Here is a 25,718-nt window from a genome sequence, read left to right as displayed (position 1 = left end):
ATAATGTGGGGGCCATATCAAATGGGTGGACGTTCTGTACGATTCATTCTCAAGGAGCATCACTATGGCTACAGCCAAGAAGGCAGCAACCCCCAAGAAGGCGGCTGCAAAAAAAGCAGCACCAGCAAAAAAAGTAGCAGCAACCAAAGCAGCGCCCGCTAAAAAAGCAGTAACGGCCACCAAGGCCGCACCCGCCAAAAAAGCGGTGGCTAAAAAAGCGGCACCTGCCAAAAAAACAGTAGCCAAAAAAGCCGCGCCAGCCAAAAAGGCGGTTGCCAAAAAAGCAGCACCCGCTAAAAAAGCCGTAGCCAAAAAGGCCGCACCTGCTAAAAAAACGGTTGCTAAAAAAGCAGCGCCAGCCAAAAAAGCGGTTGCCAAAAAGGCCGCACCCGCTAAAAAGGCCGTAGCCAAAAAAGCAGTGCCAGCAAAAAAAGCAGCCACTAAAGCCGCCGCAGCACCCGCAAAAAAAGCGGTAGCTAAAAAAGCAGCGCCTGCCAAGTCGGCAACGCCCAAAGCCGACGCGCCCAAGGCCAAAAAAGAAGAAAAGAAAACCGAAAAAAAAGCCAAGAAAGAAAAAAAGGCTAAAGCCACCAAAGCTGAAGCCAAGGCCAGCAAAGGCGCCCAAGCCACCGAAGCCAAGAAAACAGTAAACCCTGTGGCATCGTGGCCCTTTCCTACCGGCGACCGGCCCTAAGCCTTAAAAATACCGGCTTTACCTCCTTCAAACTGCCTGGCCTTGCCAGGCAGTTTTTATGGGTGCTACCCCACACACTGCCCGGTCTGTCATCAGCCGCACCTTACCGGCCGACTGGCGAGCAACGTTTCTGCATGCGCAAGCCCTGCGCTCGTGCGACAATGCACTGTTGTTAATTTTCAGGCTGGCGACTACTCATGTTTGGCAATATTCTGCACTTCATTATCAACATCGTCTTTTCGCTGTTTGGCATTGCGCTTATCATCCGCGCCTGGATGTACGCCATCCGCCTGCACCCGTTCAACCCCTACGCACAGGCGGTTTTACGCATTACCGACTGGCTGGTACAGCCCATTAAAAAAGTCGTCCCTGCCGGCAAGTTCCTCGACTGGCCCAGCCTGCTGGGCGCCTACTTAACCGCGCTGGTCTTTTTACTCCTGACCTTCTTCGTGTTAACCGGCCACTTGCCTGTCGTCAACGGGTTGCTGGGCGCTCTGGTTGCCAGCTTGCTTACCGTACTTAAATGGGCGTTCAACCTGGTGTTGTGGCTCACGCTCATCCAGGTTGTGCTGTCTTGGGTTAACCCCATGGCGCCGTTAATGCCCGTACTGCAAACACTTACCGCGCCACTGCTCGACCCCATCCGCCGTATTCTTCCCAGCCCCGGGGGTATCGACTTCTCCCCCCTGGTACTGCTTATCGTGGCCCAAATCGTCATGATGGTGCTCGAAGGCTTTGCCTACAGGCTCTTCGGGGTTTAAGCCGGCGGGGTCTGTCGACCCATAAAAAAATAAACCCCGCTGCAAAAAACAGCGGGGTTTATCATGCGTCTGGAACGCTGCCTTTATGGCGGCGTTTTTTATGTGCAACCGTTTAAACGCAATTACATAGGCACGACACGCGTTGGGCCCTGGCCGCTAATGACACGCACGCGCTGGCCTGCAGAAATAGCCACGTCGGCGGCCTGCGCAATAACACGGGTTTCGCCGTTATCGAGCTGTACAGTGATTTCGAGGCCCTGGGTTTTACCGACCTGGTTTTCGATGGTGTTACCCAGCAAACCACCCAAAATAGCACCGCCTACTGTTGCAATGGCACGGCCCGAACCGCCACCTACGGCATTACCCGCAACGCCGCCCAAGGCACCACCGGCAATCATGCCGGCACCCGACGATTTGTCGTTTTGAATGGTGACAGGACGTACTGACACCACCGTACCTATACGCACGATTTGCTCTTGTTGCGCCTGCCCGTAGGTATATACAGAACTGGACGCCGAGGGATTGGCACACCCTGCAATAACCGCCAGACTACCTACGGCAACCGCCAACGCAGCCCAGCGACCGCCACGCGATGGAACAGGTGTTGTAACTGTCGAACCCATTTCGATGCTCCTTTAGGCCTTGGACGCAAGACCCGATAATTAAACTGCTGCCGGCAATGCCAGCCCATAATGTTGCTGAAGCATGGCCGCAATGTCGTCGCGCCCAGGCTGATGGTTTTGCGGGCCGCGTGAGCCAATTTTAATCGCGCCCATGACATTCGCCAAACAACAGGCGTCGTGCAGGGCCCAGCCCTCGGACAACCCATACAGCAGACCCGCACGGTGGGCATCGCCACACCCTGTTGGATCAACCACATCGTTAACTTTGACCGGATCAATATGCGTCGAGTTCCCGTCCTGGAACACGGTGGCGCCCTCGGCACCGCGTGTTACCACAACGGCCTTCAGGCGCTCGGACAACGCCTCCATGGACACACCGGTACGCTGGGCAATCACACTGGCCTCGTAATCGTTGGCGGTCAGCAGTGTGGCCATATCGATCATTTCGTGAAGGTCGTCGCCTGAAAAGAGCGGCATGGCCTGCCCCAGGTCGAACACAAACGGAATACCGGCGTCTTTCATGCGCCGCGCGTGAGCAAACATGCCTTCTTTGGAATCGGGCGACACAATGCCCCACACCGCTCCGTTGCTGTCAAAATCGTTTTCGGCCGAACGCACCATGGCACCCGGGTGAAACGAGGCAATCTGGTTATTGTCGAGGTCGGTCGTGATGAAGCACTGGGGCGTGAACATGTCGGAAATTACACGGACCTGGCTGACGTCGATACCTAAACTGCCCATGTACTCGAGATAGTCGGACGCATCGACCCCCACTGTGCCGACGGGCACAGGATGCCCGCCCAGCAAACGCAGGTTGTAGGCAATATTACCCGCGCAACCTCCGTACTCTTTACGCATTGACGGCACAAAGAAAGACACGCTAAGCGACTGGATGCTGTCGGGCAAAATATGATCTTTGAAATGCCCCTCGAAAACCGTAATGGTGTCGAATGCAACCGAACCGCAAACTACTATTTTCTTTGCCATCTTAATCCTTTGAAGGAAAATACTTGCCTAATTGGTAACCATTGATCCGCAAGCCGTTAACCGGCACCGACACACGCAAACGAACCTCTTGCTGCGCACCGAATGGGCCGCTGACCTGTTGATCGTCGAGATAGTCGGCCGGCTGCAAAATACGCCGCGACACAATCGCGCCCGAAAAGTCGACCAGATCGAGCGTGAGTGCCGGCCACTGCTGCGGCTTGTCGTAAGTGTTGCGCATGACAACGGTCAACACCATTTCGGTCACTTCAGCGCCGCCCGGCTGCGGCGTCGTCTGCCCGGCCTCGGCACCAGCCGCACGCAACGAAGAGTCCATAATCGAAATGCGGTCGATACGCTGCGGATAATCGACGGTGCAATCGAGATGCAGACATGCACGTTCAAGCCAGGGTCGCGTCCAGGGCACCTCTGCCGCAAGTTGCATGCGGAAGGCATAAGCCAGTAAAAGGGCTGCAAACCCCAACACCAGCAATACCAACACCCAACGCAGTCCGCCCGAGTGGCCACCCGACGCACGTCGACGATCGGTGAGAAATACGTTGTCGTTAACCTTACGATAATTTTTGGGCTCGACAAAAATACGTGGGGTGTCGGCCGCTGATGTCTCGTCTTCGGTGTCGGACTCGAACACCCCGGAGCCGCGATCGTCGACGATATGTGGCAAGCGAGGCCCGGCGCCGGTCGCCGCAAGCGTAGGCTCGGGCCGCGCGGGCACTGCAGGCGCGCGCCCGCGCACAGGAATCGTCACGACAGGTTCATTAGTGGCCGCAGGCCCACCCGATGCGCTGCCAATAAAGGGCTCGGCACTGGCCGGCGCTTTCAGCCGGGCAGCTGCACCCAACACGGGCGGCAACGCAGCGTCTTGCGCTTGAGTCTCGCTTTCAGACGCATTGTCTTCGGCCGACTTTTCATCGACGACAGCTTCGTAGCCGTCGAAAATGCCGGCACAATTAATGCACCGGATATACCCCTTGCGCAGCTTCAGTTGCTCGAGGCTGGCCCCGAAGACAGTGCCGCAATCGGGGCAACGGGTGTTCAGCTTCATACCGCTACACCACCAGAAGAAACATTACCGGCCACGTTGGCCGTGCAAGCACACCCAGCCGTCACGTGCCTTCCAGACAGACATGGCTATCCAGGGGGCATACGCCTGCGCGACCTCTTCTGCCTGGCGCTCGAGCACCCCGGACAACACCAGGTGACCGCCTGGCGACACCCGGTGACACAGCATAGGTGCGAGGATCTTGAGTGGATTGGACAGAATATTAGCCATAACCACGCCAAAATCACCCTCGGGCAAGGCATCGGGCAAACCGGCCTGCAGTTGAACCTGGTTGACTGACGCATTGTATTGCGTCGATGTGACCGCTTGCGGGTCGATGTCGACAGCCCAGGCCGGGCCGCAACCCAGCTTGCGCGCTGCAATGGCCAAAATGCCAGAACCGCAACCATAATCGAGCAGCGTGGGCGACCCCGTCATGGCTTCGGACAACCATTCGAGGCACAAATGCGTTGTGGGGTGGCTGCCTGTACCAAAGGCCAGACCCGGATCAAGCTCAAGCGTGACCACGTCGTCTGATGCAGGCACGATCTGATCATCGCGATGCCAACTCGGGATAATCCAGACTTTCTCACCAACCTGAATCGGGCCGAACTGCGATTGGGTGACCCGAACCCAATCGGCATCGGGCACCTCGCGGGTTTCCCAGTGCGACAAGTCGAGGCCCAGATCGGCATTGACGCGCACAGCCTCGAGGATGTGCTCGGGGTCGACGCCATCGGGGAGCAAGGCCACAACACGGTTATGTTGCCAGGCTTGCACTTCGGGTTCGGTACCCGGTTCGCCAAACAAAGGCTGTTCGGCTTCGGTATCGCGATCGGCATCTTCGACAGATACCGACAACACACCTGCCTCGAGCAGGGCATCGGACAAAGCCTCTGCCGCCGCTTCGGGACAATTCAACACCAATTCACGCATGAGAGCTTCCGGATCGTTGACGAGCGGCCCAGTTAGGGACGCTGCGACAACTTGTGTTCGAGGTAGTGAATACTGGTGCCGCCCTCGACAAAGCGGGCGTCTTGCATCAGCTCGCGGTGCAGCGGGATGTTGGTTTGAATGCCTTCAACCACCATTTCGGACAAGGCAATTTGCATACGTGCAATGGCTTGCTCGCGGGTGTCGCCGTACGTAATAAGCTTGCCGATCATGGAGTCGTAGTTGGGCGGAATGCTGTAACCGCTGAATACGTGTGAGTCGAGACGAACCCCCATGCCCCCCGGCGCATGCCAGGCGGTGATTTTGCCCGGACTGGGCGTAAATTTGAAGGGGTCTTCGGCGTTGATACGGCACTCGATGGCGTGGCCACGGAACTGGACATCGCGCTGACGCAACGTGAACTTCTCGCCGGCGGCAATACGAATTTGCTGAGCCACCAGATCGACACCCGTGATCATCTCGGTAACGGTATGTTCGACCTGAATACGGGTGTTCATCTCGATGAAGAAAAACTCGCCGTTTTCGTACAAGAACTCAAACGTACCGGCGCCCCGGTAACCCATTTTGCGGCAGGCCTCGGCACAGCGTTCGCCTATGCGTTCGATAAGCTTGCGCTGGATATGCGGTGCGGGCGCTTCTTCGATGACCTTTTGGTGACGACGCTGCATCGAGCAGTCGCGTTCGCCCAGCCAGACGGCATTTCGACCACCATCGGCCAGCACCTGGATTTCGACGTGACGCGGATTCTCGAGGAATTTTTCGAGGTAGACCTCGGGGTTATTGAACGCAGCACCAGCTTCGGTGCGCGTCATGCCCACTGCATTAAGCAGCGCGGCCTCGGTGTATACCACGCGCATGCCTCGACCACCGCCGCCACCGGCAGCCTTGATAATGACCGGGTAACCCACGTTGCGTGCAATGCGCAAAATTTCTTGTGGGTCTTCGGGCAGTGCACCGTCGGAGCCCGGCACAACCGGCACTCCGGCTTCGATCATGGCGTGCTTGGCACTGACCTTGTCGCCCATCAGGCGAATGGTTTCGGGACGCGGGCCGATAAAGACAAAACCGCTTTTCTCGACACGCTCGGCGAAGTCGGCGTTTTCGGACAAAAACCCGTACCCCGGGTGAATGGCTTCGGCGTCGGTGACTTCGGCGGCCGAGATAAGCGCCGGCATACTCAGGTAGCTGTCTTTGGCGGACGCCGGGCCGATACAGACGGCTTCGTCGGCCAGACGTACATACTTGGCTGTACGGTCGGCCTCGGAGTACACAACAACGGTTTTAATGCCCAGTTCACGGCAGGCCCGCTGAATGCGCAGGGCGATTTCACCGCGATTGGCAATCAGGATTTTTTCAAACATGGATCAGCCAATTACAAATAGGGGTTGGCCATACTCGACAGGTTCGCCATTTTCGACCAGGATTTCTTTGATCACGCCAGACTTGTCGGCCTCGATTTCGTTAAGTAGCTTCATGGCCTCGATGATGCACACCGGGTCGCCCTCTTTGACCGACTGGCCAACCTCGACGAAAGGCGATGCACCCGGGTTGGGCGCACGGTAGAACGTACCCACCATAGGCGCTTTGACGATATGGCCTTGCGGCGCCTTGGGCGCGGCTTCGGCCGGCGCAGCGGGCGCTGCCGCAGCGGCGGCCTGCACAGGCGCGGCCTCGGGCACATAGGCCACCGGTTGAACCGACTGGGAGAATTTGACGATGCGTACCTTACCCTCGCCTTCGGTGATTTCGAGTTCGGCAATACCGGACTCGGCAACGAGATCGATCAAGGTTTTTAGTTTTCTGAGGTCCATACAAACTTCCCGTAACGCGGCATCAGGCCAATTCAGCGCGATGCTCGAGTAATGATTGTTAAAAAATTAATTGGTGAAACGCAGCACCTAATGAGCCAGGGCATAACGAAGCGCTGCCTCGTACCCATAGGCACCTAAACCTGCAATAACGCCCTGCGCCTGATCCGACAAATACGAGTGATGGCGGAAAGGTTCACGTTTGTAGACGTTGGACAAATGTACTTCGATGAACGGCAAACCCACTGCGGCCAGCGCATCGCGAATAGCCACGCTGGTATGCGTGTAAGCGCCTGCATTAATGATAATGAATTCTGTTTCGTCGTGCCGCGTGGCCTGGATGCGATCCACCAGCTCGCCTTCGTGGTTGCTTTGGAAAACAGCACAGCCCGCATCGGCTTCGGCGCAGACTTCGGCCAGGCGCGCGTTGATATCGGCCAGCGTTTGCCGCCCGTAAATGCCGGGTTCGCGGGTACCCAGCATGTTCAGGTTGGGGCCATGCAAAACCAGAATGTGTTGTGCCATTTATGTTTTTCTACGACAGACAGACCGTCTTTTTACGCTAAAGAGCGTTATTTGTCTATTAAATACCTAAAAAACCAAGAACGTATTGAATTGCAGCAACACGTACTCAAGGCATTGAAACACGCTGCAAGATCGCGTCGAGATGATCGGGCTTGACCTGACCCATAATGCGTTCGAGGACGTTGCCAGACGCATCGTATACCAGGGTATACGGCAAACCACCCGTTGAGTTGCCCAAGGTTTTCATGAGGTCAATACCGCCATACCCCGTAACCAGCAAAGGATACGTCACATTGACTTTAGGAATGAACTTTTTAATGTTGGCGGCCGTATCGACCCCCAGACCCAGAAACTGCACCCCGGGATACTTTTGCTTAAGCGCTTCGAGGTCGGGCATTTCTTTGACGCACGGCGGACACCAAGTCGCCCAGAAATTAACCACCACCGGACCGCCCCGCCACTGGTCAAGCGAGACCGGAGTGCCGTCTGGGTCGGGAAACTGAAGACCAAACAGCCCGGCCGACGATGCCACGGCATGAGGTACGCCCCCAACGGCCAAAAGCCCCGTGGCAAACATGCCCAGGCAACCCTGCAAAAATTTACGACGCATCATCATAAAATGGATTTTAACATCGCCGATATTCGGGCGCGGCACGGCCGGCTGACTACAATAGGCGGCCAGGAGAGAATGAATGCACATACATATTTTGGGGATCTGCGGAACCTTCATGGGTGGTTTGGCCCTGATCGCCCGCGCAGCAGGCCACACCGTTACCGGCTGCGACGCCGGTGTCTACCCTCCCATGAGCACCCAGCTTGAAGAACAGGGCATTTCCCTGACCGAAGGTTTCGGGGCCGACCAGGTCAACCTGAAACCTGACCTGTTCATCGTAGGTAATGTCGTGACACGCGGCAACCCGCTGATGGAAGCGATTCTTGACCTGGGCTTGCCTTATACGTCGGGTCCGCAGTGGCTGGGCGAAAACATTCTGCAAGGACAACATGTTCTGGCCGTTGCCGGCACTCACGGGAAAACCACCACCAGCTCGATGCTGGCCTGGATACTCGAGCAGTCCGGTCTGGCCCCCAACTTCCTGATCGGGGGCATCGCCCCCGGCCTGAAAGTGTCAGCCCGGTTCAACCCGGCGCAAAAACTGTTCGTCATCGAGGCCGATGAATACGACACGGCCTTTTTCGACAAGCGATCAAAGTTTGTGCACTACCGGCCGCGCACGGCCATACTGAACAACCTTGAATACGACCACGCTGATATCTTCCCCACACTGGAAGCGATCGAAATCCAGTTTCATCATTTACTGCGCACCGTACCCGCGGGCGGGCAAATCATTCGCCCCGTCAATGCACCCGCCCTCGATCGCGTCATTGCACGCGGTTGCTGGACACCCGTCGTCAGTTTCGGCGACACCGGCCACTGGCAGTATCGCGACCACGGCCATGCCACCCACTTCACCGTTGTTCAAGACGGCACACCCGTTGGCGATGTCACCTGGAACCTGACCGGCGAACACAACAAGCTGAACGCGCTGGCAGCCCTGGCAGCCGCACACCATGTTGGGGTCGACACTGCAAAAGCCGTGCAGGCGCTGTCAAGCTTTGGCGGGGTAAAGCGGCGCATGGAGGTGCGCGGCGCCGTCGATAACATTACGGTGTACGACGACTTCGCCCACCACCCCACAGCCATTGCCACCACGCTGGCAGGCCTGCGCCGGCAAGTCGGTCAGGCGCGCATTCTGGCCGTCATCGAGCCTCGCTCGAACACAATGAAGCTGGGCACCATGGCCGCACAACTGCCCGACGCCCTGCAAGATGCCGACCTGATTTTTTGCTTTGGCGAGACGCAGGGCAAGCACGCCCTGGGTTGGGACCCGGCCCAGGTACTGGCGCCACTCGGTGCAAAAGCCCAGGCGCACCACGACCTGAACGCGCTAGTGCAAGCCATCGTTACCGCCGCCGCTACCGGCGACCACATCCTGATCATGAGCAACGGCAGTTTTGGCGGCATTCACCAAAAAGTCCTTGCTGCGCTTGGCCACACACACGCATGATTCTCTACCTGCACGGTTTTCGCTCTTCGCCGCAATCTGCCAAGGCCCAGTGGCTGGCCCAGGCCGTTGCCAACCTGCGCCTGGCCGATCACTGGCATTGCCCGCAACTGCCAGCAAGCCCGCAGGGCGCTATCAATTTATGCAACAATCTTATTGACTTGCATGCAGGCGACCCGGCCGACATCACCCTTATTGGCTCATCGCTTGGGGGCTACTACGCCGGCCATCTGGCACACGCACGTGGCTGTCGTGCCGTTTTGCTCAACCCGGTCATTTACGGCGCACGCGACCTGGCCACCCAAGTCGGCACACATCAGCAGTATCACAGCACAGAACCTTTCGTTTTTTTGCCCAGGCACGTCGACGAACTCGCTGCGCTTGCATTCCCAACGCCCCAGGCGCACAACCGCTATTTTTTAATGGCGTGCACGGGCGACGAAGTGCTTGACTGGAAAGAAATGGCAGCCTGGTACGCAGGGTGCCAAAGTCGTATCGTCAACGGCAGCGACCACGGTATTTCCGACTTCCCGCGCTGGTTGCCCGAAGTCATGCAGTTCATTCAGGGCAAACCCCAAACGCAACGATAAAAACACAACTATATATGTACGTTCTCTACGAAGACAGTGGCGCATTCAAGGCTGAAAAAATCTTTTCGCAAAGCGACTCAACCCTGCAGGTCGAATCGGAAAGCGGAAAACGCAGCAAAATAAAGACAGCCCACGTACTGTTCCAGTTTGACCAGCCCGCGCCTCAAGCCCTGCTAACGCAAGCGCATGCGCTGGCCGACACGCTTGAAATTGATTTTTTGTGGGAGTGTGCGCCACAAGATGAGTTCGAGGCCATTGCCTTCGCACAAGAGTATTTTGGCCACCCGCCTTCGGCGGTTGAAAAGGCGGCGCTTATCTTTGCACTGAACAGTGCACCGGCCTATTTTCATCGGCGGGGCAAAGGTCGCTATCGCCCAGCGCCGCCCGACATCCTGAAAGCCGCGCTGGCCGCTATCGAAAAAAAGCAAAAGCAGGCCGAGCAGCAGCAAGCCTGGACAGACGAGCTGGTCGCAGGGCATCTGCCTGAAGACCTGGCCGCCGTGGCACAGAGCTTTCTGGTCAAGCCCGATAAAAACTCGTTGCAATGGAAGGCTTTTGACGCGGCGGTTACCCAGCTGGGCACGACGCCCGAAAAACTGCTGCTTCAGGTGGGCGCATGGCCCAATCCGCTCAAGCTTCATCGCGACCGCTTTTTCGCCACCCATTTCCCGAAGGGGCACGAACTCAAGGCACTCGATATGCCGCCGCTTGAGGACGACCTGCCTTTTGCCGATGTCGAAGCCTATTCCATCGACGACATCACCACAACCGAAGTCGATGACGCCTTGTCGGTCACGCCGGTGTCAGCCACCGAGGTACGCATAGGCATCCATATTGCGGCCCCCGGCCTGCTGATCAAGCGCGGCAACGAATTCGACGACATGGCACGCAACCGCATGTCTACGGTCTACATGCCGGGCCAGAAGGTGTCGATGCTGCCCGAATCACTGATCCAGGCGTTTTCACTAGACGCAGGGCAGGTCAAACCCGCCCTGTCGCTATACGTGACCGCCAACCTCGAAACCGGCGAGGTCAGTGCAACCGAGACCCGCCTGGAACGCATCAGCGTCAAAGAAAACCTGCGGCACAACTGGCTGGATGCCGACGTTACCGAAGAAGCGCTGGACAACCCCGACGCACCGCTGCCTTATGGACATTGGTTGCGCCCCTTGTGGCAGTTTTCGCGTCACCTGAACCGCGAGCGCGAGACGGTGCGCGGCAAACCCGAAAACAACACCCGAACCGAGTATTCGTTTTACCTCGAAGGCCCTCCCGACGACCCCGAAAGTATCGTCAAGCTGGTGCCGCGCCAACGCAATGCGCCGCTCGATCGCCTCGTGGCCGAATACATGATTTTGACCAACAAACTGTGGGGCGCTTTTATGGCCCAGCATGGGGTGCCCGGTATTTACCGGTCACAGCAGGCCGGACGTGTTCGCATGTCGACGCAAGCACTGCCGCACGAAGCCATCGGCGTACCACAGTATGCGTGGTGCACCTCGCCCCTGCGACGCTATGTCGACCTGATCAATCAAGGGCAAATTATCGCAGCCGCGCAACATGGCGTATCGGCACGACTGGTTGCACCCTTCAAGCCCAAAGAAGCCGACCTGTTCGCCATTATTGGCGCCTTTGATGCCCAATACGCCGCATGGGGTGAATTCCAGTCCACCATGGAACGCTATTGGTGCCTGCGCTGGCTTCAACAGCAGGGTATTACCGAAGTCACAGCCAGCGTACTGCGCGAAGACCTGGTCAGGTTCGATTGCGCACCTTTAGTAACCCGGGTGGGCGGTTTACCCGAACTCGAACGCGGTGCGCAGGTCAAACTGGCAATAACCGGCTACGACGAGCTGTCGCTCGACATCCACTGCCGGCTTATCGAGACCCTTTCACCGGAGCCATGAATCGCGTGTGGGCCATAGAGCGCAAAACCTATCTTTATATTGGTATCGCGGCGTCCCTGATTTTGCACGCTGCGGCGCTGGCCCTGCGCTTCACCCACCCGCAACCACCAACCCGCCCCCCGGCGCAATCGCTTGACGTCACCCTGGTTAACGCGCAAACCGAAGCGGCCCCGGTTGCCCCCCAGGTAATTGCGCAAAGCAACCTGAACGCTGGCGGCAACACGGCAAACAATAACGCTGTGGCCAGCACCCCGCTGCCGCGCACCAGCGCCGAGGCGCCCGACGAAATCATCCTTGAGGCCATGCGCAAGCGCCAGGCCGAGCTTGAAGCGCGCCAAGAACAGTTGCTGACCCAGCTTGAAGCCCGCCTGCAGGTCAACACGGCGCCACGCCCCGACCTGCTGCAACAGTCAGACGAACCGGGCCGAGATAACCGTATCCAGGACAGCACCCTGCTTGCGGCGCAAATAGCCGCCCTGAAAGAACGCATCAAACGTTACAACGCGCGCCCCCGGCAGCAATTTGTCGGGCCGGCCGCGCAACAAGCCGCCTATGCACAGTATGTTGAAGCCTGGCGACAAAAAATCGAACACATTGGCACCACGCATTACCCCCAGGAAGCGCGCGGCAAAATCTACGGTACGCTGCAACTCACCACCTACATCAAAAAAGATGGTTCGCTTGAGCGCGTCGAAATCAACCGGCCATCGTCCGAGCCGGTACTAAACCTGGCCGCCCGACGCATTGTGCAACTCGCGGCGCCCTTTCCCCCCTTACCCCCCGAAGTCGCACAAGACCTGGACATTCTGGCCATTACCCGAACCTGGCACTTTACCAACGACCAACTGATCACCCAATGACTACCCACGCGCCCTCCACACCCAACCCGAGCCTTCGCAAATTTGCCGTCATTGGCAATCCGGTCGCCCACAGCCGTTCGCCGTTTATTCACCAGGCGTTTGCCGCTCAAACCGGGATGTCATTGGTGTACGACCGGCTGTGCGCGCCACTCGACAATTTTGCGGGCACGGTCAAGCATTTTTTTGCCGACGGCGGTGTCGGCCTGAACGTGACGGTTCCGTTTAAAGAGCAGGCCTGGCAAACGGCGCAAGACGGCCTGTCGGAACGCGCCCGGGTTGCCGGCGCTGTCAACACGTTATGGATGCAAGACGGGCAGCTTAAAGGCTGCAACACCGACGGTATCGGACTACTGAATGACCTTGAGCGCCAAGGGCAAAACCTGGCCGGGAAACGCATTTTGCTGGTGGGCGCCGGCGGCGCTGCCAAAGGCGTCGTGCTGCCGCTACTGGAAACCGGATGCGCCAGATTGCATGTGGTTAACCGAACCGTTGAAAAGGCCACCGCCCTGCAAACTGCCATGACCGATGCCGCCCCCCGCTATACGGCCAGCCTGAGCGCGGGCGGCCTCGACTCGGCCGAAGGCCACTGGGACATCATCATCAACGCGACATCAAGCAGCATCGACGACAAGGCGCCGGCGCTTAAAGGTGCGCACTTTGCGCCAAACGCGCTGGGCTACGACATGTTTTACGCCACCCGGCCCACGGCCTTCATGCGCTGGGCCAAAGATGCCGGGGCGGCGCAGGTCTGCGACGGGTTAGGCATGCTGGTGGGGCAGGCAGCCGTCAGCTTCCAGATCTGGAACGGCGTATTGCCCGACGTGGCCCCCGTGCTGGCCGCGCTGCGGGCGCAATTGCACGCCGCCCAATAACCGGAGCCCCCTACCGATGTCAAAAACCAGACTCGTCGGACTATTCGCACTGCTGGGCCTGTTTGGCCTGCTGCTGTACCAGTTCGGCCTGTTTGTCATGGTGGTCTGGCTAACCTTCAATAACCCCAACACCAGCGCCTTCATGCGTGCCACGCTAACCGAGCTGCGCGCCGACAACCCGAATGCAAAAATTGCATTCGAATGGGTGCCTTACGACCGCATCAGCCCAAACCTGAAGCGCGCCGTTGTGGCGGCCGAAGACGCCAACTTCACCGGCCATAACGGCGTCGAATGGGAAGCCATAAAACGCGCCTTTGAATACAACCTGCAAATGGCAGATGAAGGCCGCAGCCGGATGCGCGGCGGGTCGACCATCAGCCAACAACTGGCAAAAAACCTGTTTCTTTCGGGTGACCGCTCTTATTTGCGCAAAGGGCAAGAACTGATTTTGACCTACATGATAGAAGCCGTCATGAGCAAAAAACGCATTCTGGAGCTGTACCTGAACATTGCCCAATGGGGCGTAAATGTTTTTGGCGCCCAGGCTGCCGCGCAACATTACTTCAAACGCAATGCGGCGCAGCTTGGCAGCACACAAGCCGCCCGTCTGGCCGCCATGTTGCCCAACCCTGCCTACTACGACAAGCGAGGCAACACCACTTACCTGCAATCGCGCACCGCCACACTGACCCGGCGCATGCGTATGGTCGATATTCCGTAGCCCTGGCACCGCAAACCCAAACGGTATCGTTTCTTCGCAACGCACGATAACGCGTCGTTTGTTAAGCTTACGGCTTGGCTTTTTTGATTTGAACCTTCATGCGCACCGCTCGTCGCTATCTTGCCCGCGAAATCAATCGCTCATGTGCCGTTGTCTTACTGGCACTGTTGGGGCTGTTTACCTTTTTTGCGCTCATCGAAGACCTGGAAGACGTCGGCGAGAAATTCACCCTGCTGAACCTGTTTTATCTGCAGGGGCTGCAAATGCCCACCCGGCTCTACGAACTGCTGCCCATTGGCTTGCTGATCGGGGCCATTCTGGCGCTGGCCAGCCTGGCGCAACGCAACGAACTGGTCATTTTCCGGGTGTCCGGCGTCAGCGGCATGAAGCTCATGCGCATGTTGTGGGTTATTACCATCCCCTGGGTCATCGGCGCCTTCGTCCTGTCTGAAATCGTCACCCCGGCGGCCGAAATCAAAACCAGCGAAACCACCTTGCAATTGCTTGGGCGCGCCGGCGGCGGCCGACTGAACAGCGGATACTGGTTTAAAGAAGAGGCCCCCGAAAACGGCACACGCGTGATCAATATTGCCCAATTGAAGCCTAATGGCGGGGTTGCCGGCATTACGCTGTACGAATTTCGCGAAGGACAAGAGCTTGCCACATACTCGGAAGCGGTAGACGGCTATTTCGCCGACGGTGCCCTCATCATGAACCAGGTCACCGAAACCGCCGTAAACGCGCAGGCAGTTTCGGCACTCGCCGATGCCAAAGTGCCCGAAATGCCGGTCACACAGGTCAACCGCATCGAACAACGCAGCCTGCCCACATCGCTGACACCCGAACGCCTGATCGCCCGCATTCTGACGCCCGAACGCATGTCAATTTCGGTGTTGACCGACTACATCAGCTACCTTGAAGCTAACAACCTGCAAACCGACCGCGAAGTCGTCGCCCTGTGGCGAAAGCTGGCGTACCCGTTCACATTGCTGGTCATGATCACCATTGCCGCCCCCATTGGCTTTATGCAAACCCGGCGCGGCGGCGTTGGCGGCAAAGTATTTGTGGGTATTTTGCTGGGCGTCGGGTTCTTCATGATCAACCAGCTTGCCCTGAATGTCGGCATGCTCAGCAAATGGGCACCCTGGGTCACCGCACTGGTCCCCAATCTGGCCGCCTTGGGGCTGGCCCTTGGCGCACTTATCCTGATGGAAAACCAGCATAACGTCAGGCGCTTCGTGGTTAGCCGCAATCCGTTCAGCCGGCCGGCCCGATGACCAGACACCACGACATCTGGATGATCGGTGACATTCAGGGGTGCTGTCACGCCCTTGAAGACCTACTCAAGCACCCCGACCTGTCGGCCGATAGAAATCGCGAGCTCTGGTTCGCCGGCGACATTGTCAACCGCGGCCCCCGTTCGCTTGAAACCGTACGGCACATCATGGGCATGCGGAAAAAAGCCGTTACCGTGCTGGGCAACCACGACCTGAACCTGCTTGCGGTGGCTGCCGGGGTGCGCAAGCCAGGCAAGTCGGACACCATAGCCGACATCTTAAAAGCCCCTGATGCCGACGAAATCATTACCTGGCTGCGCCACCGCCCATTAGCGCACTACGCCCACGGTCACCTACTTGTGCATGCGGGCGTACTGGCCAAATGGGACGTCGACAAAACCCTCGCGCTGGCCGGCGAAGTCGAGGCCGCACTGCGCTCACCCAACTGGAAGCGCACGCTTGAAAAAATGTATGGTAATGAACCGACCGACTGGCGCGACGATCTGGGCAATAACAAGCGCTTGCGGGTGATTATCAATGCCCTGACGCGGATTCGCATGTGCAATAAAAAAGGGCACATGGAGTTCAGCTACAAAAACGCGCCTGATGACTCAACCAACGGCGACCTGATCCCGTGGTTCGACGTAGCTAACCGGGCAACTGTCGACCATACCATTGTCTTCGGACACTGGTCGACGCTGGGGTTGATGATACGACCCGACGCCATTTGCCTGGACACAGGCTGCGTGTGGGGTGGCAAGCTGACCGCCCTGCGGCTGCACGACCACAAACTGGTGCAGGTATCGTGCAAACAGGCGCAAAAGCCCTGAATTTGAATTACCCGCTTCAGGCCAACCCAAAAATTATGGCGTTGGCGAACACATAACCGCGTTACGAATTTGCTCGCGCACCCGGGTCGCGACCTCGGCCCGCCCTAAAGGCTGGCTTTCTGACGGCGGCAAGGGGGGTAAAAACTCGACCTCGACACGGCTGCCGGTTGCGCCCAGCAACACCCACATATTGCCCACCAGGCTTTGTTCGCCCACAAACGCCAGCAAGTCGCTGCGCCGACTGCCTTGATAAAAACGCAAGGCTACAGGCTGTATGACGACTCCGGCCCGCAGGGGGGGCTCGAACAGGCTGGCATGAAACGGCAAGACATCGAAACCGGTACTGGTCGTGCCTTCGGCAAACAACCCCACCACCTGACCGGTGTCGAACATGGCCTGCATTTGCTCGCCGACGCGGCGCACCGAATTACGCTGGGTACGATCGATAAACACCGTACCCGCCTTGTCAACAAGCCAGCCGATAACCGGCCACTTACGGATATCTTGCTTGGCAATAAATGCCACGCAACGCACGCTGCTAAGGATAAAAATGTCGATCCAGGACACATGGTTGGCCACCCACAACTCGGAGCCCGTCATGACCGGCCGGCCAATGACCTGAACCTTGACCCCGCATATCGTGATGAGCATGCGAGACCACATATTGTTAAGCCATGACCGTGTTTGCAAGCCCGCAAACGGGTAAACCGTGGCGACACAAAAAAGGCTGGAAGCCAGCCATAACAACACAAAAGGGACTCGGACCAAAAACAATACTACGCGCAAAATAACCTCGTCAGGATGTTGCACCTTGACCCGGGGCATCAAGGTATCGCTGCAGGATAATAGCAGCTGCAACCGCATCGTCGGGCTGATGCGTGCCTAATCGTTCTTGCGCCTCGAGGCTGGAGCCACGTTCGTCGACCAGTTCGACCGGCACGCCGAAGCGGCCATTAATTTGGTTGGCAAAACGACGCGCCTGCGTTGTGGCTAATTGCTCTTCACCCAGGCTGTCGAGCGGCAGGCCGACAATGACACGATCGGGCCGCCATTCGGTGATCAGGTCGGCGATGGCCTGAAACCGAAGGTCGCGGCGCTCGGCCGTAATAATGGTTAACGGGCGGGCGTGGCGCGTCAGCGTGTTGGCCAGCGCCACCCCTATTTTTTTCAGGCCGTAATCGAAAGCCAGCAGCGTTTCTTCAGGCATGCCCCGCCGTGCCCGCAAGCATGGATGAGTGAATACCCAACACCCCCAGCGCCGACTCGTAGCGTGATTCGGACGGCACATCGAACAAGACGGTATTGGATGCATCGACATTAAGCCAGGCATTTTGGGCCAGCTCGCTTTCGAGCTGGCCGGCACCCCACCCTGCATACCCCAGGGTCACCAGATAGTGATCGGGCCCCTGGCCCGCAGCGATATCTTCAAGAATGTCGCGCGACGTGGTGAGCAGGACATCGCCCAGCGGAATACTGGACGTATATTGACGCCCTGGCGTGTGCAATACGAAGCCCCTGTCGGTGTGCACCGGGCCACCGTAAAAAACGGGCTGTTGGGCAACCGCAGACTCGGGCGCAAAACTGATGGACAGGCGTTCGAGCAAGTCGGCCAAGGTTAAGTCGGTAGGCCGATTGACCACCAGCCCCAGCGCGCCCTGGCTATTGTGTTCGCACATAAAGACAACGGTATTGGCCCACTCGCCGCCGACCATGCCAGGCATGGCCAGCAAAAACTGTTTGGACAAGTCAACCTGGTGTTCGGTGTGGTGTGTAGCAGATGCCATGACTCGCCCCTTAAGGTAATTAAACTTCCATCATCTCGAAATCTTCTTTGCGGGCGCCACATTCGGGGCAAACCCAGTTGGGTGGTACATCTTCCCAACGTGTACCAGGTGCAATACCCTCTTCGGGCAACCCGGCTTCTTCATCATAAATCCAACCACAGATCAAACACATCCATGTACGCATTACTTGTTACTCACTGAAAATTTTGAAAGCCGCCCAAGGCAAGGGCGGGTATCCTATAGAATGGGGTCAATTCGATTAATCCCAATAGTAACCGGGTTTCCCTCAGTGCAAGAAGCGTCGCCCCCTATCGTCCTCGTTTTCGGTCCGTTCGACCCCACCGGCTCGGCATTTTTGCCGGCCGATGCCATTACGTGCGCCGCCCTGGGCGGCCACGCCATCAGCACCGTCACCGCGCTGCACATCCAGGACACCGCCAACGTCGAAGACGTTCAAGACATCAGCCCCGACATCATCGACGACCAGGCGCGCTGCCTGCTCGAAGACATGTCGGTGCGCGCTATCAAGGCTGGGCCGTTGTACACCACCGACGCCGTCCGGGTACTGGCGCAAATTGCGGCCGATTACACCGACGTCCCGCTGGTCTTGCATTTAGCCGGCGTGCCGCAGGTTTTTGCCAGCAACGAGCACGACCTCGAAGAGGTCAATGCCGCCCTTTGCGAGCTCTTGCTCCCGCAAACCGACCTGGTCATTATTGAAGACAGCCTGCTGTCGCAATGGGGCAACGACGGTGTCCTGCCCGGGCGCGGGGCCGGCCACCTGGCAGACACCCTGCGCAGCTTTGGAACGCCCTGGGTACTGACAACCGGCGAAACGCTTCGGCCGGGCCATCGCGCCTATGTCTTGCGTGGCCCCGACCAACAAGTGTTCAACTGGGCCTGGCAAGCGCCCCAGTCGCGCACCGCCAACCTCGACGGCCCGCTGGCCTGCGCCCTGACGATCGCGCTGGCCCAGGGCAAAGCCCTGCCGGGTGCAGCAGAAGACGCTATCAAAGCCACCGCCGAACTCACCGCGCGTACCTTCCGGCCCGGGATGGGGTCGCGCATCATCAACCGCTCAGCCCCATGACCCATGCCCCCCGTTTCCCCCGCGGCCTGTATGGCATTACGCCCGACACGACCCACTTCGAAGCCCTTCACGAGGCCGTTACCGCCGCCGCCCTGGGCGGGATGAAAATCCTGCAGTGGCGGCAAAAGCAGCTATCGCCAACGCTGTCGCACCGTCACGCCCTGGCCATGGCGCAACACTGCCGGCAGTTGGGTGTTGTATTCATCATCAACGACGACGTCGACCTGGCCATAGCGGTTGGCGCCGACGGCGTACACCTGGGCAAAGACGATGGCTCTGTCCGGCAGGCCCGCGAACGCCTGGGCCCCGGCAAATTTATCGGCCGGTCGTGCTACAACGAACTCGACCGCGCCAAAACGGCCATTGCCGATGGCGTCGACTACGTTGCTTTTGGCGCTGTGTTTGCGTCGTCCGTCAAACCCGACGCCGTGCGCGCACCGCTATCGCTTTTTGCCCAGGCGCGCGCCCTTGTCACCGACCAAGCCCCGGTCTCATTGGTGGCGATCGGCGGCATTACGGCCGATAATGCTGCCCAGGTCGTTAGCGCCGGGGCCGATAGCCTTGCCGTTATCGGCGGCCTTTTCGATCAGCCCGATGTCCGGGCCACCGCAGCGCGCTTTGCCGCCCTGTTTTAACTTTTATTTGCTCAAAGATACCGCCCATGCCACGCAATACCGCCCTCTTCGAACGCGCTTCTCAAACTATTCCCGGCGGGGTCAACTCGCCTGTTCGGGCCTTCCGCTCGGTGGGTGGCGTACCGCGCTTTATCGAACGCGCCAACGGCCCGTATGTGTGGGATGCTCAGGGCACACGCTATACCGACTATGTCGGCTCCTGGGGCCCGGCCATCCTGGGCCATGCCCACCCCGAAGTCATCAAAGCCGTCCAAGATGCCGCCGTCAACGGCCTGTCGTTTGGCGCGCCCACCGAAGCCGAGATCGAGATTGCCGAAGCGTTGGTGGCGCGCCTGCCCTCCATCGAAAAAGTGCGCCTGGTCAGTTCGGGTACCGAAGCGACCATGAGCGCTATCCGGCTGGCGCGTGGTTACACCAAACGCCCAAAAATCATCAAATTCGAGGGCTGCTACCACGGCCACGCCGACAGCCTGCTCGTCAAGGCGGGCTCGGGCATGCTCACTTTCGGGAACCCGACTTCGGCCGGCGTACCGCCCGAATTCATCCAGCACACACTGGTGCTCGATTTCAACAACATCGACGCCGTCGAAGCTGCCTTTAACGCCCACGGCGACGAACTTGCCTGCATTATTGTCGAGCCCATCGCCGGCAACATGAATCTGGTCCGCCCGCAGCCCGGCTTTCTCGAGGCCTTGCGTCAGCTGTGCACCAAGCATGGCGCATTGCTGATTTTCGACGAGGTCATGACCGGCTTCCGTGTCGGCCCGCAAGGGGTTCAGGGGTTAACCGGTGTCAAACCCGACATCACCACCCTGGCCAAAGTCATCGGCGGCGGCATGCCGGTGGGCGCTTTCGGCGGCCGGGCCGACATCATGGAGTACGTCGCGCCTTTGGGGCCGGTTTACCAGGCCGGCACGCTGTCCGGCAACCCTGTAGCGGTTGCCGCAGGCCTGGTCACCCTTAAGCTGTTGTCCGAACCGGGCTTCTACGACCGCCTTGAAGCACAAACACGCAAACTGGCCGACGGCCTGGCCGAACGCGCCGAAAACGCCGGCATCCCGTTCAGCGCAGATTATGTCGGCGGTATGTTCGGCCTGTATTTCCGCGAGCGTATCCCAACCACCTTGGCCGAAGTCTCCGAGTGCGATATCGAGCTGTTCAAGAAGTTCTTCCATGCCATGCTGATCAAAGGCATTTACTTTGCACCGTCGGCCTTCGAGGCCGGGTTTGTATCGGCCACACACGACGACGACGTCATCAATGCCACACTTGACGCGGCCGAAGAGGTTTTTGCAAAGCTGTAGGCCCTAAGTCGCAGCACACGGGCCCTGCCAGGTGCGGGCAAGGGCCCTGTAATGCGCCCAAAGCGCGGCTTCATTTGCTTCACTTTGGTCACTGTGGCTCGCAGCGAAACTTTCACCCGCAGGTGTGTGCCCATGCCAAGCGCACAACAGAAACGCCCCGGGGTATCGAATACCCCGGGGCGTTTTTCTGGATTTACCGATCAGTCGAAAGATCAGGCAGCCGGAGGCACGACCGCAGTCACCTCGATTTCAACGCGTGCACGGTCTTCGATCAGGGCGGCCACTTCGATGGCCGTCATGGCCGGGAAGTTGCGACCGATTGTGGCACGGTAATGCTGGCCGATTTCACGTAGCTGCGAGGTGTACTCTTGCTTGTCGACCACATACCAAGTCATGCGGGTAATATGCTCGGGGCCCGCGCCGCCCTCTTTCAATACGTCGACAATGTTGCGCAACGTCTGGCCAACCTGCTCGGCCAAGTTGTCGGTTTCGAACTGCTGCTGGGCATTCCAGCCGATCTGGCCCCCAACAAAAATCAAACGGCTGCCGGGTTGCATTTCGGCCATAGTACCGTTGGCGTAACCGCGGGGTTCGGTCCAATTTGGGGGTTGCAAAATTTTCATGATTGCCTCGTGTAAATCAAATAAAAATCAAAAAATAGTTAGCTCTGTTGGGCTTGTTGCCTAAGAACGAACCGTTGCAATTTGCCTGTTTCAGTACGCGGCAGCTTGGCGACGAACTCGATAGCGCGCGGGTATTTGTACGGAGCGATGGTGGCTTTGACGTGATCTTGCAATGCCTTGACCAACGCAGCATTGCCTTCGAAGCCAGGCTTGAGCACCACAAAAGCTTTAACGATGTTGCCGCGCTCAGGGTCGGGCTGGCCGACCACACCGCATTCAGCAACAGCTTCGTGCTTGAGCATGGCGTCTTCGACTTCGGGCCCGGCAATGTTGTAGCCGGCCGAAATGATCATGTCGTCATTACGCGCCTGGTAGTAAAGGTAGCCGTCTTCGTCCATTTTGAACGTGTCGCCCGGCAGGTTCCAGCCATTCTGGACATAGACCGTTTGACGATCGTCGGCCAGATAACGGCAGCCTGTCGGGCCTTTGATGGCCAGCCGACCAACAACTCCCGTACCCACCGGGTTGAAATCATCGTCGACAACTTGCGCAATATAGCCAGGCACAACTTTGCCAATGGCGCCACGTCGCACGTCTTCGGGTGGGCTGGACACGAACACGTGGATCATTTCGGTGCCGCCGATACCGTCGGTCATTTCAATGCCTGACGCTTCTTTCCAAAGCTGACGTGTTGTATCTGGCAAGGCTTCACCAGCCGATACTGTGCGCTTCAGGCTGGACAGGTTGTATTTGCCAACCAGGGCCGCCATCTGGCGATAAAACGTCGGAGCGGTAAAGGTTGTCGTCACCCCAAACTGCTCGACCTTGGCCAGCAGTTCGTCGGGCGACAGCTTTTCGATAAGTACCGTCGAGCCACCGACACGCAGCGGGAAACACAGCATGCCACCCAACCCGAACGTAAAGGCCAACGGCGGCGTACCGCAAATGATGTCGCCTGCATCGAGCTTGAGAATGTGCTTCGAAAAGGTGTCGCACATAGCCAGAACGTCGCGGTGAAAGTGCATGCACCCTTTGGGCTTGCCTGTCGTACCGCTGGTAAACGCAATCAGGCAGACATCGTCGACTGCGGTGTCGCAGGCCTGAAACTGGCCCGACTTGGCCGCAGCCAATGTCTCGAGCGCATCGGGGCCACTGTCGCAAAAGTAGCGAACACTTTTAAGCGACGGGCAATACGCCGGATGCGCAGGGTCGAAACAATGCTCGATTTCGTCGGCCAGACGCTTGTCGCACAGCACTGCCGTGACTTCGGCTTTGTCGACGACCGGCTTTATCTCTGACGCGCGCAGCAGGGGCATGGTGGGCACAGTGACCAGGCCGGCCTTGACCGCCGCCAGCCAACTGGCCGCCATCATGGGGTTGTTGGGGCCGCGAAGCAACACACGGTTGCCGGGCACCAGGCCCATGTCTTCGGTCAGTACCTGAGCGATCTGGTCGGTCAGGCGTTTGAGTTCGGCATAGGACAACGACTTTTTTTCGTTGCCCTCGGGCCAACGCAAGGCGATGTTGTCACCGCGGCCCTGCTCGACATGACGGTCGACCAGCTCTACAGCGGCGTTTAAACGGGCGGGGTAAGCGACATCGGGGTTGCCGTCGAACAGGAACTCGGGCCAAAGCTCGACGGGCGGCAGATTGTCGCGGGCAAAAGTATCAATATGGGCAGATCGTTCCAACTGTGTCTCCTCTTGTTATTGGCTATGAATTACGGCGAGTTCTTGAGCAGCTCGCGCGCAATGATCAGTTTTTGTACTTCGGTTGCGCCTTCGTAAATACGCAAGGCACGGATTTCGCGGTAGAGCTTTTCGACGGGCTCGCCCGACACCACGCCCAGACCACCAAACATTTGCAAGGCGCGGTCGATTACGCGCTGCGCCGATTCGGTGGCTGTCATTTTGGCCATGGCGGCTTCGCGGGTGGTGCGCTGCTTTTGCACGTCGCGCATCCAGGCCGCACGATAAGTAAGCAATGCCGACGCGTCGATATCGGTGGCCATGTCACCCAGCGCAGCCTGAGTCAGTTGCAGGTCGGCCAGGGTCTGGCCAAACATCGGGCGCGATTTCGCGCGGGCCGTGCCTTCGTCAAGCGCACGACGGGCAAAGCCCAGCGCTGCAGCCGCCACAGATGCACGAAAAATATCCAGCGTCATCATGGCAATTTTAAAGCCCTGGCCGGCATCGCCCAGACGCTGCGAAACAGGTATACGGCAATTCTCGAACTTGAGCCGCGCCAGCGGATGCGGTGCGATGACGTCGATACGCTCGGCAATCGTTAAACCCGGCGTGTCGGCATCGACAACAAAGCCCGAAATACCACGTGCCCCGGGCGCCTCGCCGGTACGCACAAACACGCAGTAGAAGTCGGCAATGCCACCGTTGGAAATCCAGGTTTTTTCACCATTGATTACGTAATGGTCACCATCGAGGGTGGCTTCGCACGACATGGCTGCGACATCGGAGCCGGCATTGGGCTCGGAGAGCGCAAACGCCGCTATGGCGTCGCCACGGGCCACGCGCGGCAGATAACGCAGGCGTAGTTCGTCGCTGCCGGCAATTGAAATAGCACCGCTACCCAAGCCTTGCATGGCAAAGGCAAAATCAGCCAATCCATCGTGGCGGGCCAGCGTTTCACGCACAATACACACCGCGCGCGAATCGATTTCGGGCCAACGGCCGCCCCAGGCACCCTCGGGGCCCGACGGGACGGCGACCTTCAGCCAACCGGCATCACCCAGCGCGCGCACCAGATCACGACAGGCCTGATCGGTATCGCTGTGGTCGATACTGGACAAATTTGCTTCGCACCAGGCGTCGAGCTCCCGGGCGAACGCAGGATGGCGCTCGTCGAAGAAAGGCCAGTCAAGCCATGTCGTGTCGGTCATTTAGTCACCTTCGAAAACGGGTTTCTGTTTGGCTACAAACGCGTGGTAGGCACGATGAAAGTCTTTCGTCTGCATGCAAATAGCCTGGGCCTGGGCTTCAGCCTCGATGGCCTCGTCGACACCCATGGCCCACTCTTGGTGCAATGCCTTTTTGGTCATGGCATGCGCAAAGGTCGGGCCGTTAGCCAGTTGCTGAGCCAGCTTCTGCGCCTCGGCCAGCACAGACTCGGACGGATGCAGGCTGTTATAAAAGCCCCAGTTATAGCCTTCTTGGGCAGACATGGAGCGCCCGGTGTACAACAATTCGGACGCCCGGCCTTGACCAATAATGCGCGGCAAAATTGCGCACGAACCCATATCGGCGCCGGCCAGACCCACGCGAGTGAACAAAAACGCCGTTTTGGTTTGCTCGGTAGCCAAACGCATGTCGGACGCCAGTGCCATCACCGCACCTGCCCCCGCACACACGCCGTCGACCGCCGCAATAATGGGCTGCGGGCAGGCACGCATGGCTTTAACCAAGTCGCCTGTCATGCGGGTGAATTCGAGCAATTGCGGCATCGTCATTTTGGTGAGCGGGCCAATGATTTCGTGCACATCGCCACCCGAACAGAAGTTGCCGCCCGCGCCGGTGATGACCACCATTTTGATGTCGTTGGCATAAACCAGCTTGCGGAACAGGTCGCGCAATTCGGCATACGACTCGAATGTCAGCGGATTCTTGCGGTCGGGACGGTTCAGCGTGATAGTGGCGACTTTGCCGTCTTCGGATACTTGCCACAAAAAGTTGCGGGCCTCGTAACCGGCCATTGGGCCCGTATGGTGGGCCATGGTGTGTTCTGTCGTCATGAAAA

Annotated in this window: 29 protein-coding genes; 13 read left to right on the top strand and 16 right to left on the bottom strand. The window is 58.5% G+C overall.

The genetic code is table 11. The annotated features are described in order from the left end of the window. Positions 1-16: 16 nt before the first annotated feature. Both GTU67_RS15395 and GTU67_RS12785 read left to right on the top strand, forming a co-directional pair. Positions 17-694 (top strand): histone H1, encoded by a 678-nt coding sequence (locus GTU67_RS15395; RefSeq protein WP_430459015.1) that lies wholly within the window; start codon positions 17-19, stop codon positions 692-694. 197 nt (positions 695-891) lie between these two features. Continuing rightward, entirely contained in the window at positions 892-1,455 is a 564-nt protein-coding gene (locus tag GTU67_RS12785) for a YggT family protein (RefSeq protein ID WP_185780452.1), read from the top strand. Positions 1,456-1,577: 122 nt separating this feature from the next. Here GTU67_RS12785 and GTU67_RS12780 read toward each other — a convergent pair whose 3' ends face one another. From GTU67_RS12780 to GTU67_RS12745, 8 genes are all read right to left on the bottom strand, one after another. Beyond that, a complete protein-coding gene (locus tag GTU67_RS12780; RefSeq protein WP_185780451.1) occupies positions 1,578-2,078 on the bottom strand; it encodes an outer membrane lipoprotein in 501 nt (166 codons plus the stop codon). Between the two features lie 39 nt (positions 2,079-2,117). After that, positions 2,118-3,065 carry a carbohydrate kinase family protein gene (locus GTU67_RS12775; RefSeq protein ID WP_185780450.1) on the bottom strand — a complete coding sequence of 316 codons (948 nt, stop codon included), beginning with the start codon at positions 3,063-3,065 and terminating at the stop codon, positions 2,118-2,120. Position 3,066: 1 nt separating this feature from the next. Further along, positions 3,067-4,128 (bottom strand): zinc-ribbon and DUF3426 domain-containing protein, encoded by a 1,062-nt coding sequence (locus tag GTU67_RS12770; protein WP_185780449.1) that lies wholly within the window; start codon positions 4,126-4,128, stop codon positions 3,067-3,069. Between the two features lie 24 nt (positions 4,129-4,152). Then, a complete protein-coding gene (gene prmA, locus GTU67_RS12765; protein ID WP_185780448.1) occupies positions 4,153-5,061 on the bottom strand; it encodes a 50S ribosomal protein L11 methyltransferase in 909 nt (302 codons plus the stop codon). 32 nt (positions 5,062-5,093) lie between these two features. Next, a complete protein-coding gene (accC, locus tag GTU67_RS12760; protein ID WP_185780447.1) occupies positions 5,094-6,440 on the bottom strand; it encodes an acetyl-CoA carboxylase biotin carboxylase subunit in 1,347 nt (448 codons plus the stop codon). Between the two features lie 3 nt (positions 6,441-6,443). Further along, complete coding sequence (gene accB / locus GTU67_RS12755; RefSeq protein ID WP_093969436.1) at positions 6,444-6,890, bottom strand: acetyl-CoA carboxylase biotin carboxyl carrier protein; 447 nt, start codon at positions 6,888-6,890, stop codon at positions 6,444-6,446. An 87-nt stretch (positions 6,891-6,977) separates the two neighbouring features. Next, a complete protein-coding gene (gene aroQ, locus GTU67_RS12750) occupies positions 6,978-7,412 on the bottom strand; it encodes a type II 3-dehydroquinate dehydratase (protein ID WP_093969437.1) in 435 nt (144 codons plus the stop codon). A gap of 106 nt (positions 7,413-7,518) precedes the next feature. Then, positions 7,519-8,028: a TlpA family protein disulfide reductase gene (locus tag GTU67_RS12745; RefSeq protein WP_185780446.1), complete on the bottom strand. Its 510-nt coding sequence runs from the start codon at positions 8,026-8,028 to the stop codon at positions 7,519-7,521. 76 nt (positions 8,029-8,104) lie between these two features. Here GTU67_RS12745 and mpl point away from each other — a divergent pair, with 76 nt between their 5' ends. The 8 genes from mpl (at position 8,105) to GTU67_RS12705 (ending at position 16,532) form a co-directional block, all read left to right on the top strand. Then, positions 8,105-9,478, top strand: a complete 1,374-nt coding sequence (mpl, locus tag GTU67_RS12740; RefSeq protein ID WP_185780445.1) for a UDP-N-acetylmuramate:L-alanyl-gamma-D-glutamyl-meso-diaminopimelate ligase — start codon at positions 8,105-8,107, stop codon at positions 9,476-9,478. Beyond that, a complete protein-coding gene (locus tag GTU67_RS12735) occupies positions 9,475-10,065 on the top strand; it encodes a YqiA/YcfP family alpha/beta fold hydrolase (RefSeq protein WP_185780444.1) in 591 nt (196 codons plus the stop codon). Before mpl ends, GTU67_RS12735 begins: the two co-directional genes overlap by 4 nt. A gap of 14 nt (positions 10,066-10,079) precedes the next feature. Next, positions 10,080-11,972, top strand: coding sequence for a ribonuclease catalytic domain-containing protein (locus GTU67_RS12730; protein ID WP_185780443.1), 1,893 nt, complete (start codon positions 10,080-10,082; stop codon positions 11,970-11,972). Beyond that, the gene (locus tag GTU67_RS12725) at positions 11,969-12,832 is read left to right on the top strand and encodes a TonB family protein (RefSeq protein WP_185780442.1); all 864 of its coding nucleotides are present in this window, start codon (positions 11,969-11,971) and stop codon (positions 12,830-12,832) included. The genes GTU67_RS12730 and GTU67_RS12725 overlap by 4 nt, the downstream gene beginning before the upstream one ends. Further along, the gene (gene aroE / locus GTU67_RS12720) at positions 12,829-13,704 is read left to right on the top strand and encodes a shikimate dehydrogenase (protein WP_185780441.1); all 876 of its coding nucleotides are present in this window, start codon (positions 12,829-12,831) and stop codon (positions 13,702-13,704) included. The genes GTU67_RS12725 and aroE overlap by 4 nt, the downstream gene beginning before the upstream one ends. A 16-nt stretch (positions 13,705-13,720) precedes the next feature. Continuing rightward, a complete protein-coding gene (gene mtgA, locus GTU67_RS12715) occupies positions 13,721-14,425 on the top strand; it encodes a monofunctional biosynthetic peptidoglycan transglycosylase (protein WP_185780440.1) in 705 nt (234 codons plus the stop codon). Positions 14,426-14,523: 98 nt separating this feature from the next. After that, entirely contained in the window at positions 14,524-15,702 is a 1,179-nt protein-coding gene (lptG, locus tag GTU67_RS12710; protein ID WP_185780439.1) for an LPS export ABC transporter permease LptG, read from the top strand. Then, a complete protein-coding gene (locus tag GTU67_RS12705) occupies positions 15,699-16,532 on the top strand; it encodes a symmetrical bis(5'-nucleosyl)-tetraphosphatase (RefSeq protein WP_185780438.1) in 834 nt (277 codons plus the stop codon). Before lptG ends, GTU67_RS12705 begins: the two co-directional genes overlap by 4 nt. 33 nt (positions 16,533-16,565) lie before the next feature. Here the strand turns inward: GTU67_RS12705 and GTU67_RS12700 are convergent, their stop codons facing one another. The 4 genes from GTU67_RS12700 to GTU67_RS12685 all read right to left on the bottom strand — a co-directional run bounded on the left by GTU67_RS12700 (position 16,566) and on the right by GTU67_RS12685 (position 18,500). Further along, the gene (locus GTU67_RS12700; RefSeq protein ID WP_249417710.1) at positions 16,566-17,183 is read right to left on the bottom strand and encodes a lysophospholipid acyltransferase family protein; all 618 of its coding nucleotides are present in this window, start codon (positions 17,181-17,183) and stop codon (positions 16,566-16,568) included. Positions 17,184-17,328: 145 nt separating this feature from the next. After that, complete coding sequence (gene ruvX / locus GTU67_RS12695) at positions 17,329-17,739, bottom strand: Holliday junction resolvase RuvX (RefSeq protein WP_185780437.1); 411 nt, start codon at positions 17,737-17,739, stop codon at positions 17,329-17,331. Beyond that, a complete protein-coding gene (locus GTU67_RS12690) occupies positions 17,732-18,316 on the bottom strand; it encodes a YqgE/AlgH family protein (protein ID WP_185780436.1) in 585 nt (194 codons plus the stop codon). The genes ruvX and GTU67_RS12690 overlap by 8 nt, the downstream gene beginning before the upstream one ends. Positions 18,317-18,335: 19 nt before the next feature. Further along, positions 18,336-18,500 (bottom strand): rubredoxin, encoded by a 165-nt coding sequence (locus tag GTU67_RS12685; protein ID WP_114421268.1) that lies wholly within the window; start codon positions 18,498-18,500, stop codon positions 18,336-18,338. Between the two features lie 105 nt (positions 18,501-18,605). On the opposite strand from GTU67_RS12685, the gene thiD reads away from it, so the two are divergent. The 3 genes from thiD to hemL are packed head-to-tail and all read left to right on the top strand — an operon-like array spanning position 18,606 to position 21,345. Further along, positions 18,606-19,406 (top strand): bifunctional hydroxymethylpyrimidine kinase/phosphomethylpyrimidine kinase, encoded by an 801-nt coding sequence (thiD, locus tag GTU67_RS12680; protein WP_346727026.1) that lies wholly within the window; start codon positions 18,606-18,608, stop codon positions 19,404-19,406. Continuing rightward, positions 19,403-20,041 (top strand): thiamine phosphate synthase, encoded by a 639-nt coding sequence (thiE, locus tag GTU67_RS12675; RefSeq protein ID WP_185780434.1) that lies wholly within the window; start codon positions 19,403-19,405, stop codon positions 20,039-20,041. The genes thiD and thiE overlap by 4 nt, the downstream gene beginning before the upstream one ends. A gap of 26 nt (positions 20,042-20,067) precedes the next feature. Then, the gene (gene hemL, locus GTU67_RS12670) at positions 20,068-21,345 is read left to right on the top strand and encodes a glutamate-1-semialdehyde 2,1-aminomutase (RefSeq protein WP_185780433.1); all 1,278 of its coding nucleotides are present in this window, start codon (positions 20,068-20,070) and stop codon (positions 21,343-21,345) included. A gap of 212 nt (positions 21,346-21,557) precedes the next feature. Here the strand turns inward: hemL and GTU67_RS12665 are convergent, their stop codons facing one another. Genes GTU67_RS12665 through GTU67_RS12650 form a run of 4 tightly spaced genes read right to left on the bottom strand, consistent with a single transcriptional unit; the run spans position 21,558 to position 25,713 of the window. Then, entirely contained in the window at positions 21,558-21,968 is a 411-nt protein-coding gene (locus GTU67_RS12665; RefSeq protein ID WP_123660882.1) for a RidA family protein, read from the bottom strand. Positions 21,969-22,006: 38 nt separating this feature from the next. Further along, positions 22,007-23,659, bottom strand: coding sequence for an AMP-binding protein (locus GTU67_RS12660; RefSeq protein WP_185780432.1), 1,653 nt, complete (start codon positions 23,657-23,659; stop codon positions 22,007-22,009). A gap of 29 nt (positions 23,660-23,688) precedes the next feature. Further along, entirely contained in the window at positions 23,689-24,864 is a 1,176-nt protein-coding gene (locus GTU67_RS12655) for an acyl-CoA dehydrogenase family protein (protein WP_185780431.1), read from the bottom strand. Further along, complete coding sequence (locus GTU67_RS12650) at positions 24,865-25,713, bottom strand: enoyl-CoA hydratase family protein (protein WP_185780430.1); 849 nt, start codon at positions 25,711-25,713, stop codon at positions 24,865-24,867. Positions 25,714-25,718 lie beyond the last annotated feature (5 nt).

The sequence above is a fragment of the Pusillimonas minor genome (assembly GCF_014237865.1).
Lineage (GTDB): Bacteria > Pseudomonadota > Gammaproteobacteria > Burkholderiales > Burkholderiaceae_B > Neopusillimonas > Neopusillimonas minor.
The sequence above is the reverse complement of the archived record's forward strand: the minus strand, read 5'-3'. Positions and strand labels throughout refer to the sequence as shown.

Bases quoted from the DNA above. Each gene is read 5' to 3' on its own strand.
- GTU67_RS12785 (WP_185780452.1), top strand. From the start codon at position 892: ATGTTTGGCAATATTCTGCACTTCATTATCAACATCGTCTTTTCGCTG.
- GTU67_RS12780 (WP_185780451.1), bottom strand. From the start codon at position 2,078: ATGGGTTCGACAGTTACAACACCTGTTCCATCGCGTGGCGGTCGCTGG.
- GTU67_RS12775 (WP_185780450.1), bottom strand. From the start codon at position 3,065: ATGGCAAAGAAAATAGTAGTTTGCGGTTCGGTTGCATTCGACACCATT.
- GTU67_RS12770 (WP_185780449.1), bottom strand. From the start codon at position 4,128: ATGAAGCTGAACACCCGTTGCCCCGATTGCGGCACTGTCTTCGGGGCC.
- prmA (WP_185780448.1), bottom strand. From the start codon at position 5,061: ATGCGTGAATTGGTGTTGAATTGTCCCGAAGCGGCGGCAGAGGCTTTG.
- accC (WP_185780447.1), bottom strand. From the start codon at position 6,440: ATGTTTGAAAAAATCCTGATTGCCAATCGCGGTGAAATCGCCCTGCGC.
- accB (WP_093969436.1), bottom strand. From the start codon at position 6,890: ATGGACCTCAGAAAACTAAAAACCTTGATCGATCTCGTTGCCGAGTCC.
- aroQ (WP_093969437.1), bottom strand. From the start codon at position 7,412: ATGGCACAACACATTCTGGTTTTGCATGGCCCCAACCTGAACATGCTG.
- GTU67_RS12745 (WP_185780446.1), bottom strand. From the start codon at position 8,028: ATGATGATGCGTCGTAAATTTTTGCAGGGTTGCCTGGGCATGTTTGCC.
- mpl (WP_185780445.1), top strand. From the start codon at position 8,105: ATGCACATACATATTTTGGGGATCTGCGGAACCTTCATGGGTGGTTTG.
- GTU67_RS12735 (WP_185780444.1), top strand. From the start codon at position 9,475: ATGATTCTCTACCTGCACGGTTTTCGCTCTTCGCCGCAATCTGCCAAG.
- GTU67_RS12730 (WP_185780443.1), top strand. From the start codon at position 10,080: ATGTACGTTCTCTACGAAGACAGTGGCGCATTCAAGGCTGAAAAAATC.
- GTU67_RS12725 (WP_185780442.1), top strand. From the start codon at position 11,969: ATGAATCGCGTGTGGGCCATAGAGCGCAAAACCTATCTTTATATTGGT.
- aroE (WP_185780441.1), top strand. From the start codon at position 12,829: ATGACTACCCACGCGCCCTCCACACCCAACCCGAGCCTTCGCAAATTT.
- mtgA (WP_185780440.1), top strand. From the start codon at position 13,721: ATGTCAAAAACCAGACTCGTCGGACTATTCGCACTGCTGGGCCTGTTT.
- lptG (WP_185780439.1), top strand. From the start codon at position 14,524: ATGCGCACCGCTCGTCGCTATCTTGCCCGCGAAATCAATCGCTCATGT.
- GTU67_RS12705 (WP_185780438.1), top strand. From the start codon at position 15,699: ATGACCAGACACCACGACATCTGGATGATCGGTGACATTCAGGGGTGC.
- GTU67_RS12700 (WP_249417710.1), bottom strand. From the start codon at position 17,183: ATGCTCATCACGATATGCGGGGTCAAGGTTCAGGTCATTGGCCGGCCG.
- ruvX (WP_185780437.1), bottom strand. From the start codon at position 17,739: ATGCCTGAAGAAACGCTGCTGGCTTTCGATTACGGCCTGAAAAAAATA.
- GTU67_RS12690 (WP_185780436.1), bottom strand. From the start codon at position 18,316: ATGGCATCTGCTACACACCACACCGAACACCAGGTTGACTTGTCCAAA.
- GTU67_RS12685 (WP_114421268.1), bottom strand. From the start codon at position 18,500: ATGCGTACATGGATGTGTTTGATCTGTGGTTGGATTTATGATGAAGAA.
- thiE (WP_185780434.1), top strand. From the start codon at position 19,403: ATGACCCATGCCCCCCGTTTCCCCCGCGGCCTGTATGGCATTACGCCC.
- hemL (WP_185780433.1), top strand. From the start codon at position 20,068: ATGCCACGCAATACCGCCCTCTTCGAACGCGCTTCTCAAACTATTCCC.
- GTU67_RS12665 (WP_123660882.1), bottom strand. From the start codon at position 21,968: ATGAAAATTTTGCAACCCCCAAATTGGACCGAACCCCGCGGTTACGCC.
- GTU67_RS12655 (WP_185780431.1), bottom strand. From the start codon at position 24,864: ATGACCGACACGACATGGCTTGACTGGCCTTTCTTCGACGAGCGCCAT.
- GTU67_RS12650 (WP_185780430.1), bottom strand. From the start codon at position 25,713: ATGACGACAGAACACACCATGGCCCACCATACGGGCCCAATGGCCGGT.